We start from the raw sequence: 17,788 nt of genomic DNA, 5'->3' as shown, positions 1-17,788 counted from the left end.
TATTATTTTTATGTTCACCTATAGCTGACATTCCTTAACCAAAGATTGCCGAAAATGCCCATCATTAATAAATATCAAATAAGCAGTATATTTGCTGCTGTTTTATTGCTCAGCGCTTGCGGAGAAAGTACGCCACCGGATCATCGTGCTGCTGTGACATTGCCGCTCTATACGGAAGGTGATGCTGATAACGGCGCGATCATTTACCAAGACGCTTGTGGTCAATGTCATCAGCTGAATGCAGGGCTCAACAAAAAAGGTCCGCAGCTGATAATATACGGTGCACCCGCCGCTGAGCTAGAAGATTACACCTATAGTGACGGGCTAAAAACATCAGGTTGGGTATGGGATGCGCAAACGCTCGACCCTTATATTGCGGATGCAGAAAAAGCCATGCTAGACTCAAAAATGCTATCAAACCCGATGCCCGATGCGCAAGAACGCGCAGATGTCATCGCTTATCTGTCAACGCTTCGTGCCGCCGTGCCGATAACTGAAGATGACTCAAAGCAATAGCCAGTTTATGGTGTGTCCTCAAGCTAAACGAAAGCGACTAAATGGGCTAGAGATGGTTAAATTTTGCTAAACCACGTCAAACAATTGGTTAATATCTTGATATTATCAGTGCTATTTTCCTTTTTTGGCTGCCATTTATCTCATTTTTATCACCACTTTCAAAATAAGAACACGCCCTAGAAACACTAATCCCATAAGAAATGAGCCAATAATTGACTATGACCCACGCAGCCATCGATAGAGCCATTACAACACTACATCAATCAGCAGCAGAGGTGATTCATAAGTCGACCTTTAGCGCTGCCGATTATCATCACAATCAGCAAAAAATCGCCCAACTTATGGCGCAGTTAAATCAAATAGTGCTGGATAAGCCGCAAGTGGTTAAGCTTGCGCTGAGTGGTATTTTGGCAGGTGGACATTTGTTACTGCAAGATCTGCCGGGTATGGGCAAGACGACATTGGCGCAAGGCTTGGCGCAATTATTAGGCTTGAGCTTTAGCCGTGTACAGTTCACCAATGATATGCTGCCAGCAGATATCTTAGGCATGAGCATTTATGATCAAAAGAAACAGCAATTTGAGTTTCGAGCAGGTCCTATTTTTACTCAGCTGCTACTCGCTGATGAGATTAATCGCTCTAGCCCTAAGACGCAAAGCGCATTACTAGAAGCGATGGAAGAACGGCAAGTCACCCAAGATGGGCAAACCTATCCTTTGCCGCAGCCGTTTTTTGTCATTGCGACCCAAAATCCTTTGCAGCAAGCAGGTGTCTATCCACTTCCTGAATCGCAGTTAGATAGATTCTTATTATGCTTGTCGCTTGGTTATCCGTCGCCTACCGCAGAACGTGAGCTATTAAAAGGTCAGGATCGCCGCGAGCTACTAAAAAATTTAGATGCGGTGCTTGATACCGAGGCGGTCTTATTAGCACAGCAAGGTGTTAAACACGTTTATGTCGCGGATGTGGTCTTGGATTATCTGCAGCGATTGGTCGCAAAGACACGAGCAAGCTCCGAGTATCATGGCTTATCACCGCGTGGAGTATTGTCGCTACAGCGTGCCGCGCAGGCTTATGCGTATGTATCGGGGCATATGGAAGTGACACCTGAGGATATCCAAGCGGTGTTTGCAGCGGTCACAGATCATCGTCTCGGTCAGCGTTTTGTCCCAGCGCATGTGACTGGTGGGCAGGCGACGCAGACAATCGCGCAACGTATATTGGCAGAAGTGGCTGTTATCAGTTAAATGATGGTTATTTAAATAGTTGTTATTTCAATCACTGTTATCTGAGTATTTATTTTTCAGCTGCTTGTTGTTTCATAGCGTATTTGTTTTTAAAGCTATCACCAATTATGAATGAGAGTATCAATTTTATGGTAAGGATAGGGTAGTCATGAGCTTTTTGCCAAAAGCCTTAACCGTACCAGCCACTTCAGCATTAAGCCGTTGGTTCGCCTCGCGTGCGCCTAAAAGCGATAGCGCCACCCTCAATTTGCGTAACGTCTATATCTTTTTTAGCCGTGAAGGGGTGCTATATGCAGTGTTACTAATCATCACCTTTATCGCTGGCATTAACTATGGCAATAACTTGGTGTTAGGTTTATGTTTTTATTTGGTCAGCGTTTGGCTTATCAGCTTTCATGTAACCTTTGCCCATATCTCAGGTCTGCAAGTACGTTTGCTTGAAGTGACTATGGCAGAAGCGGGCGCGCCTGTTTGGGTGACTTTGCAGTTGCGCAGTGAGAGCCGTCAACCAAGACGACAGTTGTTATTTAGCTTTGAGCAGACTGATGATAAGGCTAATAGCAAGCTTAATAGTAAGACAGATAAAAAAGCCAATAAGAAAATCAAAAATAGCGTTAATAATCAACAGTCGATACTTGTGACACGACTGCAAGGCGAGCAAATTATTCGCTTGCCAGTACTGACGCAGAATCGTGGGCAGTTTGAATTACCACGCTTAAAAATAAAAACCGTTTATCCTTTGGGCATTATGCGGGCGTGGTCCTATGTTTATTTTGCCCGTACTGCTTGGGTCTATCCAAAACCTGAAGTGTTTGATTGGCAGACGCAATATGCCGTTGCCAGTCAGGAGGATTTGCCAACAGGTGGGCAATATCGGCAAGGTCAAGATGATTTTGAGCGGCTAGATAACTACGTTGAAGGCGAGTCGCTGGCACGGGTGTCGTGGGGACATGTAGCACGTGGTCAAGGCATGTTGACCAAGCACTTTGCTGATCCAGTCGGTCATGAGCAAACGTTAGATTATGCGGATATGCCAGCAGCACATCATGAGCAAAAACTCGCACAACTGGCGTATGGGGCGATGAAATTAGGTGAGCTGGGCGTGACATTTCATATGCGCTTACCCAATGATACCCATTCTACTGCACCAATGGGTGAAGGCGACAGTTTTGCACAAGCGTGCTTGCTAAGGTTGGCGAAAGCACAATGACTAATAGAACCAACTCAAAAAAACTCCCTACAAATGATGCTGAAAACACATTTATAGGTTTTCCTGAAACAAGTCCCACAAGCTTTGAGCAGTTGGCACTGGGTCAAAACGTCACTGATCGTGCTTTACAGGATAGCGCTACAAAATGGACTCGTAAGCTATTCGCCTTGCCTGCTTATTATTGGGTGCTAATTGCTCAAATTACCGTTATTTTACCTCATGCGGCGCATCTGCCGTTTTGGTTGATAGGTTTTGCGGTGGTCAGCATCGCCGCACAGCTGCCGTCTATAAAAGCTAAGTTTAAAAAAACGCATTTAAAACGTGTCTATCAAGGCATGCAAATGCTCGGCTTTTTATTGGGACTGGCAGGTCTATGGCTGACTTACAATACAGCGTTTGGACTGGATATGGGCGTGGCGTTTTTAGTGCTCTGTCTCATCAGTAAGCTGTGGGAGATGTATAAACGACGAGATGCTTATGTGGTCCTAAATTTATCACTATTTGTCCTTGCCGCGCTGTTTTTGATGGATCAAGGTCTTGTGACGACTTTAGAAGTGATTGTTGGTGCAGTTATCATTTTATTGGCATTTATTGCGCTTAATGATGACGGCAACACTCGCGGTGATGGTCGCTTGCGTACTTTGGGTGTGCTGGGTATCGGGGCGTTGCCGTTATTAGTCGTGCTATTTTTGTTCTTCCCGCGCTTGCCACCACTATGGTCAGTACAGCTATCAGGTCAGCAAGCAACCACTGGCGTGTCCGACAGTATGTCACCCGGGGATTTTGCCAATTTGGGACAATCGACTGAGCTGGCGTTTCGGGTAGAGTTTGCAGAGAATCGCCCGCCGCAACAGCAGTTATATTGGCGTGGTTTGGTGTTTAGCGACTTTGACGGTATTACATGGCGTCCTAGCCCTCAGCAACGACAATGGCGACCTGCACCGCAAATGCCATCTTGGATTGAGAATGCCTTTGCAACTGTCCCTGATGAAGTAAAAAATACGCCTACCAGCTATGAAATTATCCTAGAGCCGACGCAGCAAAACTGGCTATTTGGACTTGATTATCCTTTTGCCCAGCGCCAAGATGTCAGTATTACTTCAAACTTTACCTTATTAAAAGATCAGCCCGTCACTCAGCAGTTACGTTATGAAGTATTGCAATTTGCACCGATGCGTATCGATCCGATTCTCTCTGATGAGTTGCGACGTCTAAATCTTACCTTGCCAGCCGACGGAAATCCACAAGCAAGAGCACTGGCACAGCAGTTATTTGCGCAATCAGACTCAGACCCAGTGCGCTATATGGCGGCTATTGAACGCTGGATTAATCAAACAGAATTTCGTTATACGTTATCACCGCCACGACTGAATAATAACCGTATTGACGAGTTTTTATTTGAGACCAAAGCGGGGTTTTGTGAGCATTATTCTTCCAGTTTTACCTTTATGCTGCGCGCCGCTGGCATACCCGCGCGCGTCGTCGCCGGCTATCAAGGTGGTGAGCTGAGCCGCGGTGGTAATGTATGGGAGGTGCGGCAAAAGGATGCGCACGCTTGGACGGAGGTTTGGCTTGAGGGTCAAGGCTGGGTACGTATCGATCCGACTGCTTTTGTCGCGCCTGAGCGTGTCGAGCAAGGGATGGATGCGCTGACGCAGGCACAAGGAGCGGCAATGTTCGGCGATGGCGCTAGCGCACAAATCAGCTATCAGCAATATCAAATGCTACAAACCTTACGCCGTCTGTCCGACCAAGCGAGCTACTATTGGCAAAAAGACGTCGTTGGTTACGATCAGGATAAGCAAGCTGACTCATTACTCAAATGGTTTAATATCCGCTCAGTGATGCAACAAATTATCTGGTTGGCAGCGAGTACTATTACCGTCATGGCTATTTTGGTCTTTATCATCTGGCAACGCCGCCGCAAGCGCTGGCATCCAGCACCAGCCGCTTGCACAGCAGATCAAAACGTATTGGCAAAGTGGGAATTCACTTGCTCGTGATGAAAGTGAAGGTCAGTTGGCTTGGCTTGAGCGTGTGGCAATGGCTATTGATTCAAATTCCGAAGGTAGTGTTGATACCCATTTAACAGATAGCGGTCATTCAGATATTGTCCAAACAAAAGTTTGCAGATGAAGCAGGACTATCGTCAACTGCGTTATGGACGTCTAAGCTCGCTTGAAACCAATGATAGCGAATACCAAACTATCCTGAAACAGCTAAAGAAAGATGCGAGTGAATTGTTCTAGTGGCTGTTTTGTGAAAGCGTTGCTTAGCACGTGATAAAAAGTTAAGTATAATAAATGAGGCGGTTCTATGGCGATATATGTGGATTTTATGCAGATAGAATTTAAAGGTTATAAGTGGTGCCATAGCTGGCAGATAGCTTGCAAGAGCTGCGATTTTGCAGCGTTGATTGAAGTGGATAAGCGCTTATTCCATCGAAACGCCAGCTATCCGCACTATGACGTCACGGTACAAATGCGAGAAATAGCGATTGAATATGGCGCTATTCCTGCTGGTCGAAAAAAGATTATCGAATGTGCAAAGAAGTTAAAAGTAGAGTTGCATGAGCAAATAGCACGGTCTGAGCATTGCTAGTAAATGAAGCTTTTAAAGATATAAAAGGTGGGAGTGCTTTTGCATCCCACCTTTTTATTTGTTCAGGTTTTCACCCAACGCTTTACCCTCTCAAAAATTAGGTAGCAAGAAAAACGAGTGCAAGTACGATATCTAGTAGACTAAGCGAGCGGAACAAGCAAAACTGACGCCGCTAATCATATTTTTTGGGTTTGGTATTACTTTGCAATAGCGGCTTTACTGACACCATCAAGGGCTTTTGCAATATTCGCCAATTGGGTATCACAACCTTTGATATTGTGACGACTCTTTAGGTATTCGGGATTGTTGTACGACAACCAAACTTTTTATCAGCATCTTCACTGATGAGGATTTTTTGCGGCAAGTCGATAGCGACGCTTTGCTCGCAATTCATCAATGGCGTACCCGCTTTTGGATTACCAAACATAATGACCTGCGTCGGTCTTAAGGTTAAATTGACACCTTGGGCATTCTTTTGGTGATCGACGCGCGCAAATACTTTCATACCTTTGCTTTCAATAATTGCCGCCAGTTTATCAGCGGTATCTTGCACGGAATGATTGCTTTGCAGCGTAACCAAGCCTTTTTCGGCATCGATAGCAGTCATCGTTGATGGCATCTTATCAGGCGCGTTTAAAATATTTTCAACACTGGCGCAGGAGGATACGGCCAATGCTAGGGCAGCGATAGAGAGAATCTTAAGCATGAAAAGTCCTTTTATTGTCATTGTTTATTCAGCGAATGATGGCTGACAACATCGAATATTTAGTGTGAGCCATGATATTCCTTGTGCTTAGTAGCATTGTGCGTAATAAACTGCGCATAGTAAAGCGTCGCATTGCAACACACCTTAGAGAATGCCTAAGCCAAAACGCATAGCTAAACCAAATGCTCTGCTAGATAATCGACGAGCAGTCTAATCTTTGGCGATAAATGACGGTTGTGTGGATAGATGGCCCAGATACTTTCTTCAGGCTCTCGATAGTTATTCAATAAGCTGACCAGCTCACCTGATGCTAAGTATTTTTGCACATAATAATCAGGTAGCTGGACGATACCCAGACCTTTTAACGCCGCATCGACTAAACTGTGACCGCTGTTATATTGGACACTGCCAGACACGCGCAGGTTTTTTTCTTTATCAGCATTTTTTCCAGAATCTATTTTGCCATCTTCTATAAAGTGCCAATAGTCACGCGTGCCAAGTAAGCAGTTATGCTGACTCAGATCGCTCAAAGAATGTGGTATGCCGTATTTTTCGAGATAAGCAGGCGCGGCACAGACGAAGTTGGTACGACAGCTGAGTTTTTTTGCCATCATCGTCGAATCACTTAATTTACCAATACGAATCGCCAAATCATAACCGCCATCAATGAGGTCGATTTTTTGATTGCTCAAAAACGCCGTCACTTCGATATCGCGATATTGCACCATAAAATCATTGACCAGTGGCAATAATTGTTGCTCGCCATAAGTGACAGGAGCGGTCAGTTTAATCCTACCTTGCGGCTTTGATTGTAAATTGCTTACTGCTTGCTCAGCGGCATCCAATCCATCGAGCACACCGCGGCAGTGCTGATAAAACACGCGACCTTCTTCTGTCAGCGATACCTTACGCGTCGTGCGATACAGCAATTTAATACTGAGGCGCTTCTCTAATGCGCTTATCTGTCGACTGACTTGCGCGGTTGAAATCCCCAGTTCTTTTGCCGCGCGCGTAAAGCTTTCGTAATCTGCTACATAAACAAATTCGCTAATACCATCCCAGCGCATGATTATTACCACTGTGTAAAAGATATTTGCAAATATAGCACATTGTTATCGCTATAGAAAAAACTATAATAGCCAGTATAAAGCTTTACAGACTGCTACAACTGCCGCTTGCCTCAATTCAACAAGCAAGATAAGCTGAATAGAGGTCTGTGCTTAATAACCCATAAAATGAATTAAAAGAGAGATAACGATGTCAGATAAATTTATTAAATCAAAAGCCGCCATTGCTTGGGGCCCAAATGAGCCACTATCTATCGAAGAAGTGGATGTCATGCTGCCCCGTAAAGGCGAAGTATTGGTAAAAATCGTGGCAAGCGGTGTCTGTCATACTGACGCTTTTACTTTATCTGGTGAAGACCCAGAAGGGGTATTCCCAGCGATTTTGGGTCATGAAGGTGGCGGTATCGTTGAGCAAATCGGCGAAGGTGTGACCAGCGTTCAGGTCGGTGATCATGTCATTCCTCTATACACGGCAGAATGTGGCGTCTGTAAAATGTGTACCTCAGGCAAAACCAATCTTTGCTCTGCCGTACGCGAGACCCAAGGTAAAGGCTTAATGCCAGACGGCACCACGCGTTTTTATAAAGATGGTGAGCCTATTTATCATTATATGGGCTGCTCAACCTTCTCTGAATATACCGTGTTGCCTGAGATTTCTTTGGCAAAAGTGAACAAAGAAGCCCCACTCGAAGAAGTCTGCTTATTGGGTTGCGGTGTCACCACGGGTATGGGTGCAGTGATGAATACGGCCAAGGTAGAAGAGGGTGCGACTGTCGCTATCTTTGGTCTAGGCGGCATTGGTCTATCAGCGGTCATCGGTGCGGCAATGGCAAAAGCCAGTCGTATCATTGCTATTGATATCAATGAGAGCAAATTTGAGCTGGCTAAAAAGCTTGGCGCAACCGACTGCATCAACCCAAAAGACTACGACAAGCCAATCCAAGAAGTCATCGTTGAATTGACTGATGGCGGCGTTGATTATTCATTTGAGTGTATCGGTAATGTCGATGTCATGCGTTCGGCGCTTGAGTGCTGCCATAAAGGGTGGGGCGAGTCGGTCATCATTGGTGTCGCTGGTGCTGGACAAGAAATCTCTACTCGCCCATTCCAGTTAGTGACTGGTCGTGTCTGGCGCGGTTCAGCATTTGGCGGCGTAAAAGGTCGCAGTGAATTACCAGGTTATGTTGAGCGTTATTTGGCTGGTGAGATTCCACTACAAGATTTCATTACCCATACCATGCCATTAGAAGATATCAACGAAGCATTTGATTTGATGCATAAAGGCGAGAGTATCCGTACGGTTATTCATTTTTAAAAATCATTATTAATAATAGTGATTATAGATTTAGCCTTATAAAATAGCAGTATGCTAAACCAAAAATGCCGTCCTATATAAGGACGGCATTTTTTTGGCATTGGCAATTATTTTTTAGTGGAAAAAATTATCTGTTCGGCAAGCGTGGTTAGATCTGCTGCTATAAAGTCTGGCGCTGGAACGTTTGGCGCTGATAATAAAGCATTGTGCGGTCGCGTGAGAAACGCCCCTTGGCAGCCAACCGCTTGAGCGCCAATCGTATCCCAAAGATGACAAGCGACTAGGCATAAATCTGACAACTCAACAGACAGCTCCTTAGCGACCATTTGGTAGGTTTCAGGCGCAGGCTTGAATCTTGCTACCTGCTCAACACTAAAGTGCTGTTCAAAAAAATGGCTGATGCCAGCTTTTTCAAGCGGGGTCGGGGAAGCGCTATTTGCTGAGTTGGTCAACGTTACCAGTCGAAACCCTGCCTCACGCAGCTTGGTTAATGCTGGAACTACATCAGGGTGAGCAGGCATTTTGCTCATACGCTCTTTTAATTCGTCGACATCGCTATCTATCAGCCTGACGTTATGAATATCAGCGGTCATCTGTAAGGCGCTGATGCCAAGCTCGCCAAAAGGCGTATAAAGTCCTGATAACGTCATGGTTTGTGAATATAGCACCAATTGCGCAAACCATTCTCTTAGTAGCATTTTATTGCCAAATAGGCGAGCAAATAATGGCTCAAGAATGGTAATGTCGAGTAGCGTCTCATTGACATCGAACATGATAATAGGGAGAGACTTATCAGAGAACATAATAGATCCTTTTTTGAACAGCTAAAGAAACCTTGCCAAAAAAAACTTTTCAGAGAAGCTAGTCTGGCATGTTAGACAGCTGCTGCAAGATATTCTTGAAATTTTCCACGCCTTGTGCACCACTAACCAGATGACGCTTATTAAAAATTACCGCTGGCACGCTTTGAATGCCTTGTTGCTGCCAATGTTGCTCTTCTTCGCGCACCTCTTTAGCGAACCTTTGGTCTGCTAACACGGCTAGTGACTCATCACGATCTAGTCCAATCTCTGCTGCAATATCAGCAAGCACGGTATTGTCAGAAATATTGCGACCATTGGTAAAATGAGCGACGAATAACGCCTGCTTTAATTCATGCATGCGACCTTGCTGATCTGCCCAGTGCAGCAATTGATGCAAGTTGAATGTGTTGTGCATACGCGTGTCATCGTTAAAATTAAACGTAAAGCCAACCTCATTACCCGCTTCCATTAATCGAGCACGGCTAGCATCAGATTCTTGCTTGCTCGAACCATATTTCTCCATAATATGTTCACGCAATTTTGTCCTTCGCTTGGCATATTGGGATTAAGCTCAAACGGATGCCAGTGAATCTCGTGTTCGGTGTTGGTTTGCTTGAGGGCTTCTGCCAGCTGGCGGTAACCAATGACGCACCAAGGACAAACAACGTCTGAGACGATATCTATGCGTAGTGGCTGCTCTGAGGATAACTGCTTTGAATGTTCCATATCTATCTGCCTAATTCAGTATTTTTTTTATATAAGCTGTCTGTGGTCGACCGCCTTATAAATCAATGCTAATTATCTATACTAATTAACTAATGCTAAGAGAATGAGGGAAAGCTTACAATATCGTCTAAGTTACTGTTTAATGAGTCTCTGTCTAATAAGTAGCTGCTTAAATACCTGCTCAATTAACTCAGCGATGCACTGAATCATCAGTAACGTAATAACAAAATAGGTGACTACTTAACCAATCTGTAACGGTCATCAAACGGGTTTTTGCTTAAAGTGGCGGTACTAAAAATCTTGGAGTCATAAATGAAAAATATCACTGAAGCCATGAACTGGCGTTACAGCACTAAAGAGTTTGATACCAATAAAAAAATATCAGCAGCAGACTTTCAAAGTTTAAAGGATATCCTACGACTTAGCCCATCAAGTACTAATATTCAGCCTTGGCATTTTGTGATCGCTGATGATGAGGCTGGCAAGGCACGTATCGCAAAAGGTACGCAAGGGATGTTTGATTTCAACACGGCAAAGGTGAAAGATGCCTCACACGTCATCATTTTCTGTAGTCGTATCTATGCTGATGATGAATTTTTGCATGAAGTATTGGATAAAGAAAATACGGATGGTCGCTTCGCAGAACCAAAATTCAAAGAGCAAATGCATCAAGTGCGCAAAATGTTTTTGGACATTCGTCGTTATGAGCAAAAAGACGAGCCACATTGGCTGGTCGAGCAAGTGTACCTAAATATGGGCGCATTATTGCTGGGTGCTGCTACTTTAGGCATTGATGCTGTGCCGATGGAAGGCGCTGATCTAAAGGCACTCGATGAAGAGTTTGAGCTACGTAGCAAAGGCTACACAGCCGTTGCCGTTATCTCACTGGGTTATCGTAGTGAAGATGATTTTAATGCAGATTTGCCAAAATCTCGATTGAGTGAAGCGAGCATTATTACTAAAGCGTAATGCCAGACTGGTATTTTTAACTGACTATATTGAACTCAAATAGCGTTATAAACGACCTGTTTATAGCGCTATTTTTTTTGCTAATAAAATGAGTTTTTGAGTTTCATTTATAAAATTGATAGTGAGAAGTAAAGTTTCATAGATTAAAAACTACACTGTAATAACTACAAAGTAAAAACAAATCGACATTTCTAATAAGTCATAATAAATCGATTGGCGCGACTTTTAAGAAGCGTTTAACCCTATTTTTTATGATTATCTGCCAGCGAGAAGCCAGCATGTCTACCTTGAACTTAACCATTAATAAGCAAGATTATCAGCTCGACAATCTTGATTCACGTACGACCTTACTCGATGTCTGTCGTCAGCACCTCAAAATTACGGGGCCTAAAAAAGGCTGTGACCATGGTCAGTGCGGCGCATGTACCATACTTATCAATGGGCGTCGGGTCAATGCCTGTTTGACCTTGGCAGTTATGCACGATGGTGATGAGATTACCACGATTGAAGGTATTGGCATGCCCGAATCTTTGTCAGCGTTGCAACGAGCCTTTAAAGATAATGATGCGTTTCAATGTGGTTACTGTACCCCTGGGCAAATTTGTTCAGCAACAGCGCTGATCGATGAGATTAAACAAAACTGGCCCAGTCATGTCACGACAGATTTGCAAAATCCTGATGGGTTGCTGGTTCAAGAAATCGCTGAGCGTATGAGTGGCAATATTTGCCGCTGTTCTGCTTATCCCAATATTATTAAGGCCATTTCACAAGTACTAGAAAATGAAATGAAGGGTTCATCTAAAACTGACGCAGTACAAAAATCAGAGGTGACGGGTATTTGGTCACCACCACCTAGTGAAGCGCAGCTAGGTAGTCAATCTATGAAGAATAAGACGGCAACTAGCAGGTTAGGAGATCGCTCATGAAACGTTTCGAGTATAGCCGTGCTACCGCGCCAGAGCAGGCAGCCCAATCTGCTAGTGTAAAAGACGCCTCATTTATCGCAGGGGGTACCAACCTTTTAGATTTAATGAAGTTAGAGATTGAAACGCCAGTTAAGCTGGTGGATATCACTCGCTTAGCATTAGCTCAAATTGAGAAGACTACAGATGGTGGCCTACGCATCGGTACGCTAGTGACCAATAGCGACTTGGCCGCGCATCCTGAGGTTATTGCCAATTACCCAGTATTATCACGGGCGATTTTGGCAGGTGCGACGGGACAGTTGCGTAATAGAGCGACGACGGGCGGTAATCTATTACAGCGTACGCGTTGCTATTATTTTTATCAGACAGACAGCGCCTGTAATAAACGCAAGCCAGGTTCTGGTTGCCCAGCGATAAATGGTGAAAATCGTACCTTGGCAATTTTGGGTACTAGCGAGTCCTGTATTGCCCAGCATCCATCTGATATGGCCGTCGCGATGCGCTCATTAGATGCCACTGTTGAGACGTTAAAAACGGATGGCTCAATGCGTACAATTGCCATCAAAGACTTTTATTGTTTGCCAAAAGACACGCCACATATCGAAAATGTTTTAGAGTCTGGTGAGCTTATCACTCATGTTGTGTTGCCAGCGCCCATCAAAGGCATGCACACTTATGACAAAGTGCGTGATCGCGCGTCCTATGCTTTTGCCTTAGTGTCTTGTGCAGCGATCATAGACGTGACTGATAATGGGCGTTTGGACACAGTGCGCCTAGCATTCGGTGGTATTGGCACTGAACCATGGCGTAACGAAGCCGTTGAGGCATTGCTAACGGGCACTGATGGTAATGATGATGTGATAAAACAAGCAGCGGACTTATTACTAAAAGATGCCAAAGGCAGCGGTCAAAATGATTTTAAAATACCACTGACCCGTCGTCTACTCAAACAAGTTATTCAGCGCGCATTAGCGGGCAAGGGAGCATAATCATGTCATTATTGGACTCAGTATTTCCGTCAGAACCGACCAAAAAGATGATAATGAATGCGCCTGTTGAATCACTTTTTGACAAAACAGCGAGTAAATTGGTGGGTAAGCCCATCAACCGAGTTGAGGGGTCACTCAAGGTTAGTGGTCAAGCACCTTATACGGCAGAGATTCATTTAGACAATCAAGCCTATGGTGTTTTGGTGAGCGCAACGATTGCCAAAGGACGCGTTAAGCAAATTGATAGCAGCTCTTTAAAGGGTATTCCCAACATTATTAAAGTAGTTACTGATCCTGAGCATTTTTTACGCAATGCACAACAGGGCGGTGCAACCAAATCACCTAAGCAAGGCGTCAGTGAGATTTTTTATCATGGTCAGCCGATAGCGGTTGTCATCGCTGAGACGTTTGACGGCGGCGACAGAAGGCGCAAAAGCACTCAAAGTGACTTATGAGGATGAAACTAATCAGGCGGCATTGAACTTTACGACAGAGCTGCCAAATGCTCATGATATTAATGAAAAAAAGGTTCGGATAAAAACTCAGAAAAGGGTAATCCAGAACAAAGCCTCGCAAATGCTGCAGTAACCCTTGACCGCTTTTATCATACGCCAAGTCAAAACAGCGCAGCGATGGAGCCTCATGCAACGCTTGCTCACTGGGAAGGTGAGAAGCTGATTATGTATTCATCTAATCAAATGCTGTCCTCGTGCAAAAAGCAAATCGTTGATGCATTGGATTTGGATCCAGATAATGTGCAATTAATCGCTCGCTACGTCGGTGGCGGTTTTGGTAGCAAACTTGGGATTTCTCCAGAATCGATAGCCGCCGCACTCGCCGCAAAAGAGTTGGGTCGTCCCGTGTTAATCACTATGACACGTCCGCAAGTAATGGAGGCAACGATTAGACGCTCAAACACGCGTCAACGCATCGCAATTGGCTGTAGCGAAGACGGTATTATTGACACCATGATTCATGAGACGGTCTCTAGTAATTTGCCAGGAGAAGCCTTTTTGAGCCAGCAGCGCTCTCTACGCACTATCTGTATCGCGGTGACAATCGCCGAGTCAATTATCAGCAAGTAGATATGAACCAAGTATTGTCAGGCTCGATGCGTGCCCCCGGCGAAGCAGTCGGACAGATTGCCCTTGAGTGTGCGATGGATGAATTGGCAGAGCAACTCAACATAGACCCTGTCGAACTGCGCCGTCGCAATGAGCCTGAGCAAGATCCTAGTAAAGGCATCCCGTTTTCCACGCGTAAGTTCATCGCTTGTATCGATCAAGCGGCTGAACAGTTTGGCTGGAATCAACGCAATGCTAAGCCTGCCAGTCGCTTAGAAGGTGATTGGTGGGTGGGCATGGGTATGGCAGCAGCAGCTCGTGGCAACAGCTTAGGACCGTCTGAAGCACGAGCGACATTGCAAGCAGATAGCTCAAAAGCGTTGGGTGTGAAGGCCGTAATCGAGACAGACATGACCGATATCGGTACAGGTTCTTATACCGTATTTACTCAGGTTGCTGCAGATTTATTAGGGCTACCAATAATAGATCATATTGAAATGAAGCTCGGCGATACCAGTTTGCCACCTGCGGTTGGTTCAGGGGGCAGTATGGGCGCTGCTAGTTCAGGCAGTAGTATTTACCTTGCTTGTCAGCAGCTACGTGAGATGATCGCAGAAAAAGTCGGTCTATACCCTGACACCATTCAGCTGGATAACGGTCAAATTAAGCAGGTAGGTGAGCATGAGGCTAACTTTGTAGAAACCGTTATAGAAGCAGGAAAAGAAAAAGTAGCAGGTTTGGGCGATAACATCGTAGATAAAGTGGCTGATTTAAAAGACAAATTAGCTGAAATAACGGGAATCTCACTAACTGAATCGAAAGAATATGACTTTAGTAATTTCCAGACTCATTCATTAGCCGATATCGTCGCTCAATATGATGACCAAAAACTCAGTGCCAAAGGTCAAATTGCACCGGGTAAAAACGCCAAAAGTCATCGCCAAGCGTCATTTGGTGCCAATTTTGCCGAGGTCGCTGTACACCGAGTCACTGGTGAAATACGCGTTAAACGTATGACTGGTGCCTTTGCAGCAGGGCGTATCCTCAATCACAAAACCGCGACCTCGCAGTGCTATGGCGGCATGGTATTTGGTATTGGTTCGGCATTGATGGAGCAAGGTGATTCACGATAAGCGTGACGGTCGGCTATGTAATCATAATCTTGCAGAATACCATGTCCCAGTCAATGCGGATGTCCCTCAGCTTGATGTTATCTTGGTAGAAGAGGACGATCCGTATACCAATCCAATGCACATAAAAGGTATTGGGGAAACGGCGATTGCTGGTGCTGCCGCTGCTATTGCTAATGCCGTTTACAACGCCGTGGGTGTACGAGTTTATGACTTTCCTATTACCCTCGACAAATTGCTTTATGAGCTGCCAGAGTAGTTATCTTAGATAAGTGTATTGATAGAAGACACCCGCTAGTTACTACAGACAGCTAGCGGGTTTTTTAACCTAATGGTTTATATTCTAAATAAAAGATCATCAATAATTAAAATAAGAGGCGTTATGAATCAAATCGCTGATATTCTGAAGTTGGCATGTGAGTCTCAGCAGCAAAGCATCGACGCGGTACTAGCAACCGTCGTGCGTACCGAAGGGTCAGCATATCGCCGCGCAGGCGCAATGATGCTTATCTGTGAAGATGGTCGTTCGGTCGGAATGATTAGCGGTGGCTGCTTGGAGCCGCATATTATCAAACGTGCTTTTTGGCTCACACGTGATGGTGCAAACGTGCAAGTTTACCAAACGGGTGACGACATCGAATATGCTGAAAATGGTAATGTGCGAGCGAGCATATCAGAAGAGGGTTTTGACTTTAATAGAGGCAGTGATAATAAGGGCACAGATAATAAATACGATGAACAAGATATTGATTTGGACGAGTTAAATTTTGGATTAGGCTGTAATGGGCGCGTACACGTATTGTTTGAAAGGCTGGCAACGGCAATGCCTTTGTTAAATGTCATCAGTCAGGTTCGTCAGTCTCAGCAGCCAGTAACGGTAGCAACTTTAATCCGCTCTACAATCAATTTTAATAACCAAAATAATACAAACTCTCAACTTCAAATTGGTGTGCGTCTTAACCTAGATAATTATATCAAGTCAGGAAAACTCACCACTATCGACGCTAATAATTCAGATAAAGTGAATCTGGTATCTATGCTTCAAGCACACTTATCAATGCAGTTGAAAGTTTATCCGAATATAAACTGCTCCATAAAAATGCTGAGTACGTCATTGTAAAAGATGACAATGACAATTTAGCCACAGAATGGCTGATTCAGCGCCTACAACCACAGATACGTTTGCTGATTTGTGGTGCTGGCAATGATGTGATGCCGCTAGTTACGATGGCAAAGCTGCAAGATTGGCATGTGACAGTGGTAGACAGTCGAGCGCAATATGCCACGCAGCAGCGTTTTCCTCAGGCAGATAGAGTGATGGTACTGGCGTTAAATGATAGTGATACTTTACTAGAACTAAGTAAAAATGCTGCCGTTGCTTTGATGTCGCATAGTCTCAGCCAAGACCGTGCTCGCCTTGGCGTATTATTAGAGCATGCTAATCACTATAAATATCTTGGACAACTAGGACCGCGCTACCGTACCGAGCGCTTAATCGAAGAAATTAGTACAAGGTTTACAAATCCTGCCAGTTTAAATCTAGGTATCAAAAAACTGCATTATCCGATTGGCTATAAGCTGGGCGGAGATGGACCTGAAGCATTAGCACTGGGTATCATGGCGCAAGTCAATGCGGTCGTCCATAATCAGCTGCCGCCAGCAGAAAACTCAGACACTCATCTGTCAAATACTAACTTTACAACGCTATTTTCTACGCATATTGATTCTATAGAGACGACTGAGACAAGTGCTCGTGCCGCGACAAGTTTATCATGAGCCGCGACGCATCTATTTTGGCATCTACGCAACTAAAGCCAATAAATCTATCAAAGCCACCAAACCATGCGGTCATTATTTTGGCCAGTGGACTGAGCCTGCGTTTAGGTCAAGAAAAACAGTTACTGTGTAAAGATGGCGAACCCTTAATTTGCTTCATGACCAAACTCGCACTTTCTACAAAACCGCAAGCAATTATTATAGTCATTCCTGATAATCAACCATCAATAGCCAGTGTGATGAATGAATTGGCTTTTCAGTACTCTATGATTCAAATGGTCGTAAATTCTACGCCTGAAATAGGTATGGCGTATAGTTTGTTTGGATTTGACTATTGAGGCAGTCACGCAGTTGACAAGCTCATTAATCGAGCGTGTATTAATCATGGGTATTGATCAAGTTCTACTCGATGAGCAGCATTTGGCAAAACTGCTGGCAGATAAGCGGTCTGTAGTGGCAAGTACTTATGGTAGCTGGCAGCATTTAAATAATAGGAGTTTAAATGAAACGTCTGCTGCCACTGCATTGAAGCAAAATATTATTGGACTACCTTTAACGATTGATTGTGATTTACTCAGAGAGTGGCAAGCATTGCTGGTAGGCGATAAAGGGCTGCGTTATTTAATTAGAGGTTTGCCGCCCAGTCAGATAAGTACCGTTGTTAATAATCAACTGAGCTATGATATCGATACTCCTGAGCAACTTGCTCATGCCAAGCAAAAAGGCTGGCTGGATAAATAGTA

General features: G+C 44.5%; 19 protein-coding genes and 2 pseudogenes. 17 read left to right on the top strand and 4 right to left on the bottom strand.

Features of this window, described 5'->3' with window-relative positions; translation table 11 throughout:
• Positions 1-54: 54 nt before the first annotated feature.
• The 5 genes from G7Y90_RS17250 (at position 55) to G7Y90_RS17230 (ending at position 5,574) form a co-directional block, all read left to right on the top strand.
• Positions 55-516: a c-type cytochrome gene (locus tag G7Y90_RS17250; protein ID WP_250163042.1), complete on the top strand. Its 462-nt coding sequence runs from the start codon at positions 55-57 to the stop codon at positions 514-516.
• A gap of 218 nt (positions 517-734) precedes the next feature.
• Entirely contained in the window at positions 735-1,763 is a 1,029-nt protein-coding gene (locus G7Y90_RS17245) for an AAA family ATPase (protein ID WP_087815722.1), read from the top strand.
• 148 nt (positions 1,764-1,911) lie between these two features.
• Positions 1,912-2,973 (top strand): DUF58 domain-containing protein, encoded by a 1,062-nt coding sequence (locus G7Y90_RS17240; RefSeq protein WP_250163041.1) that lies wholly within the window; start codon positions 1,912-1,914, stop codon positions 2,971-2,973.
• Entirely contained in the window at positions 2,970-4,976 is a 2,007-nt protein-coding gene (locus G7Y90_RS17235; protein ID WP_250163040.1) for a transglutaminase TgpA family protein, read from the top strand. The genes G7Y90_RS17240 and G7Y90_RS17235 overlap by 4 nt, the downstream gene beginning before the upstream one ends.
• A 313-nt stretch (positions 4,977-5,289) precedes the next feature.
• Entirely contained in the window at positions 5,290-5,574 is a 285-nt protein-coding gene (locus tag G7Y90_RS17230) for a DUF4031 domain-containing protein (RefSeq protein ID WP_250163039.1), read from the top strand.
• 289 nt (positions 5,575-5,863) lie between these two features.
• Here G7Y90_RS17230 and G7Y90_RS17225 read toward each other — a convergent pair whose 3' ends face one another.
• Positions 5,864-6,280: a DUF302 domain-containing protein gene (locus G7Y90_RS17225; protein WP_250163038.1), complete on the bottom strand. Its 417-nt coding sequence runs from the start codon at positions 6,278-6,280 to the stop codon at positions 5,864-5,866.
• Positions 6,281-6,453: 173 nt separating this feature from the next.
• Entirely contained in the window at positions 6,454-7,347 is an 894-nt protein-coding gene (locus tag G7Y90_RS17220) for a LysR family transcriptional regulator (protein WP_250163037.1), read from the bottom strand.
• Positions 7,348-7,537: 190 nt separating this feature from the next.
• On the opposite strand from G7Y90_RS17220, the gene G7Y90_RS17215 reads away from it, so the two are divergent.
• A complete protein-coding gene (locus G7Y90_RS17215) occupies positions 7,538-8,662 on the top strand; it encodes an S-(hydroxymethyl)glutathione dehydrogenase/class III alcohol dehydrogenase (protein WP_055124643.1) in 1,125 nt (374 codons plus the stop codon).
• Between the two features lie 107 nt (positions 8,663-8,769).
• Here the strand turns inward: G7Y90_RS17215 and G7Y90_RS17210 are convergent, their stop codons facing one another.
• Complete coding sequence (locus G7Y90_RS17210; protein WP_250163036.1) at positions 8,770-9,465, bottom strand: haloacid dehalogenase type II; 696 nt, start codon at positions 9,463-9,465, stop codon at positions 8,770-8,772.
• Positions 9,466-9,523: 58 nt separating this feature from the next.
• A pseudogene (locus tag G7Y90_RS17205) lies at positions 9,524-10,191 on the bottom strand (DsbA family oxidoreductase).
• A 312-nt stretch (positions 10,192-10,503) separates the two neighbouring features.
• On the opposite strand from G7Y90_RS17205, the gene nfsB reads away from it, so the two are divergent.
• From nfsB to G7Y90_RS17155, 11 genes and pseudogenes are all read left to right on the top strand, one after another.
• Positions 10,504-11,160: an oxygen-insensitive NAD(P)H nitroreductase gene (gene nfsB, locus G7Y90_RS17200; protein ID WP_250163035.1), complete on the top strand. Its 657-nt coding sequence runs from the start codon at positions 10,504-10,506 to the stop codon at positions 11,158-11,160.
• A gap of 278 nt (positions 11,161-11,438) precedes the next feature.
• On the top strand, positions 11,439-12,086 hold the full coding sequence (locus G7Y90_RS17195; protein ID WP_250163034.1) for a 2Fe-2S iron-sulfur cluster-binding protein: 648 nt from the start codon (positions 11,439-11,441) through the stop codon (positions 12,084-12,086).
• Positions 12,083-13,075, top strand: coding sequence for an FAD binding domain-containing protein (locus G7Y90_RS17190; RefSeq protein ID WP_250163033.1), 993 nt, complete (start codon positions 12,083-12,085; stop codon positions 13,073-13,075). Before G7Y90_RS17195 ends, G7Y90_RS17190 begins: the two co-directional genes overlap by 4 nt.
• Before the next feature lie 2 nt (positions 13,076-13,077).
• Positions 13,078-13,530: a hypothetical protein gene (locus G7Y90_RS17185; protein WP_250163032.1), complete on the top strand. Its 453-nt coding sequence runs from the start codon at positions 13,078-13,080 to the stop codon at positions 13,528-13,530.
• A 147-nt stretch (positions 13,531-13,677) separates the two neighbouring features.
• Positions 13,678-14,160, top strand: a pseudogene (locus G7Y90_RS18275) (molybdopterin cofactor-binding domain-containing protein); the annotation flags it as partial.
• On the top strand, positions 14,118-15,272 hold the full coding sequence (locus tag G7Y90_RS17180; RefSeq protein WP_349773452.1) for a xanthine dehydrogenase family protein molybdopterin-binding subunit: 1,155 nt from the start codon (positions 14,118-14,120) through the stop codon (positions 15,270-15,272). The pseudogene G7Y90_RS18275 and the gene G7Y90_RS17180, both read left to right, overlap by 43 nt.
• The gene (locus tag G7Y90_RS17175) at positions 15,259-15,528 is read left to right on the top strand and encodes a hypothetical protein (protein ID WP_250163031.1); all 270 of its coding nucleotides are present in this window, start codon (positions 15,259-15,261) and stop codon (positions 15,526-15,528) included. The genes G7Y90_RS17180 and G7Y90_RS17175 overlap by 14 nt, the downstream gene beginning before the upstream one ends.
• 123 nt (positions 15,529-15,651) lie before the next feature.
• A complete protein-coding gene (locus G7Y90_RS17170) occupies positions 15,652-16,389 on the top strand; it encodes an XdhC family protein (RefSeq protein ID WP_250163030.1) in 738 nt (245 codons plus the stop codon).
• Between the two features lie 62 nt (positions 16,390-16,451).
• Positions 16,452-17,045: an XdhC family protein gene (locus G7Y90_RS17165; protein WP_250163029.1), complete on the top strand. Its 594-nt coding sequence runs from the start codon at positions 16,452-16,454 to the stop codon at positions 17,043-17,045.
• Positions 17,046-17,062: 17 nt separating this feature from the next.
• Complete coding sequence (locus tag G7Y90_RS17160) at positions 17,063-17,383, top strand: NTP transferase domain-containing protein (protein WP_250163028.1); 321 nt, start codon at positions 17,063-17,065, stop codon at positions 17,381-17,383.
• Complete coding sequence (locus G7Y90_RS17155; RefSeq protein WP_250163027.1) at positions 17,367-17,786, top strand: glycosyltransferase family protein; 420 nt, start codon at positions 17,367-17,369, stop codon at positions 17,784-17,786. The genes G7Y90_RS17160 and G7Y90_RS17155 overlap by 17 nt, the downstream gene beginning before the upstream one ends.
• Positions 17,787-17,788 lie beyond the last annotated feature (2 nt).

The sequence above is a fragment of the Psychrobacter sp. WY6 genome (assembly GCF_018448495.1).
Taxonomy (GTDB): domain Bacteria; phylum Pseudomonadota; class Gammaproteobacteria; order Pseudomonadales; family Moraxellaceae; genus Psychrobacter.
This window is presented reverse-complemented; position numbering and strand designations above follow the sequence as displayed.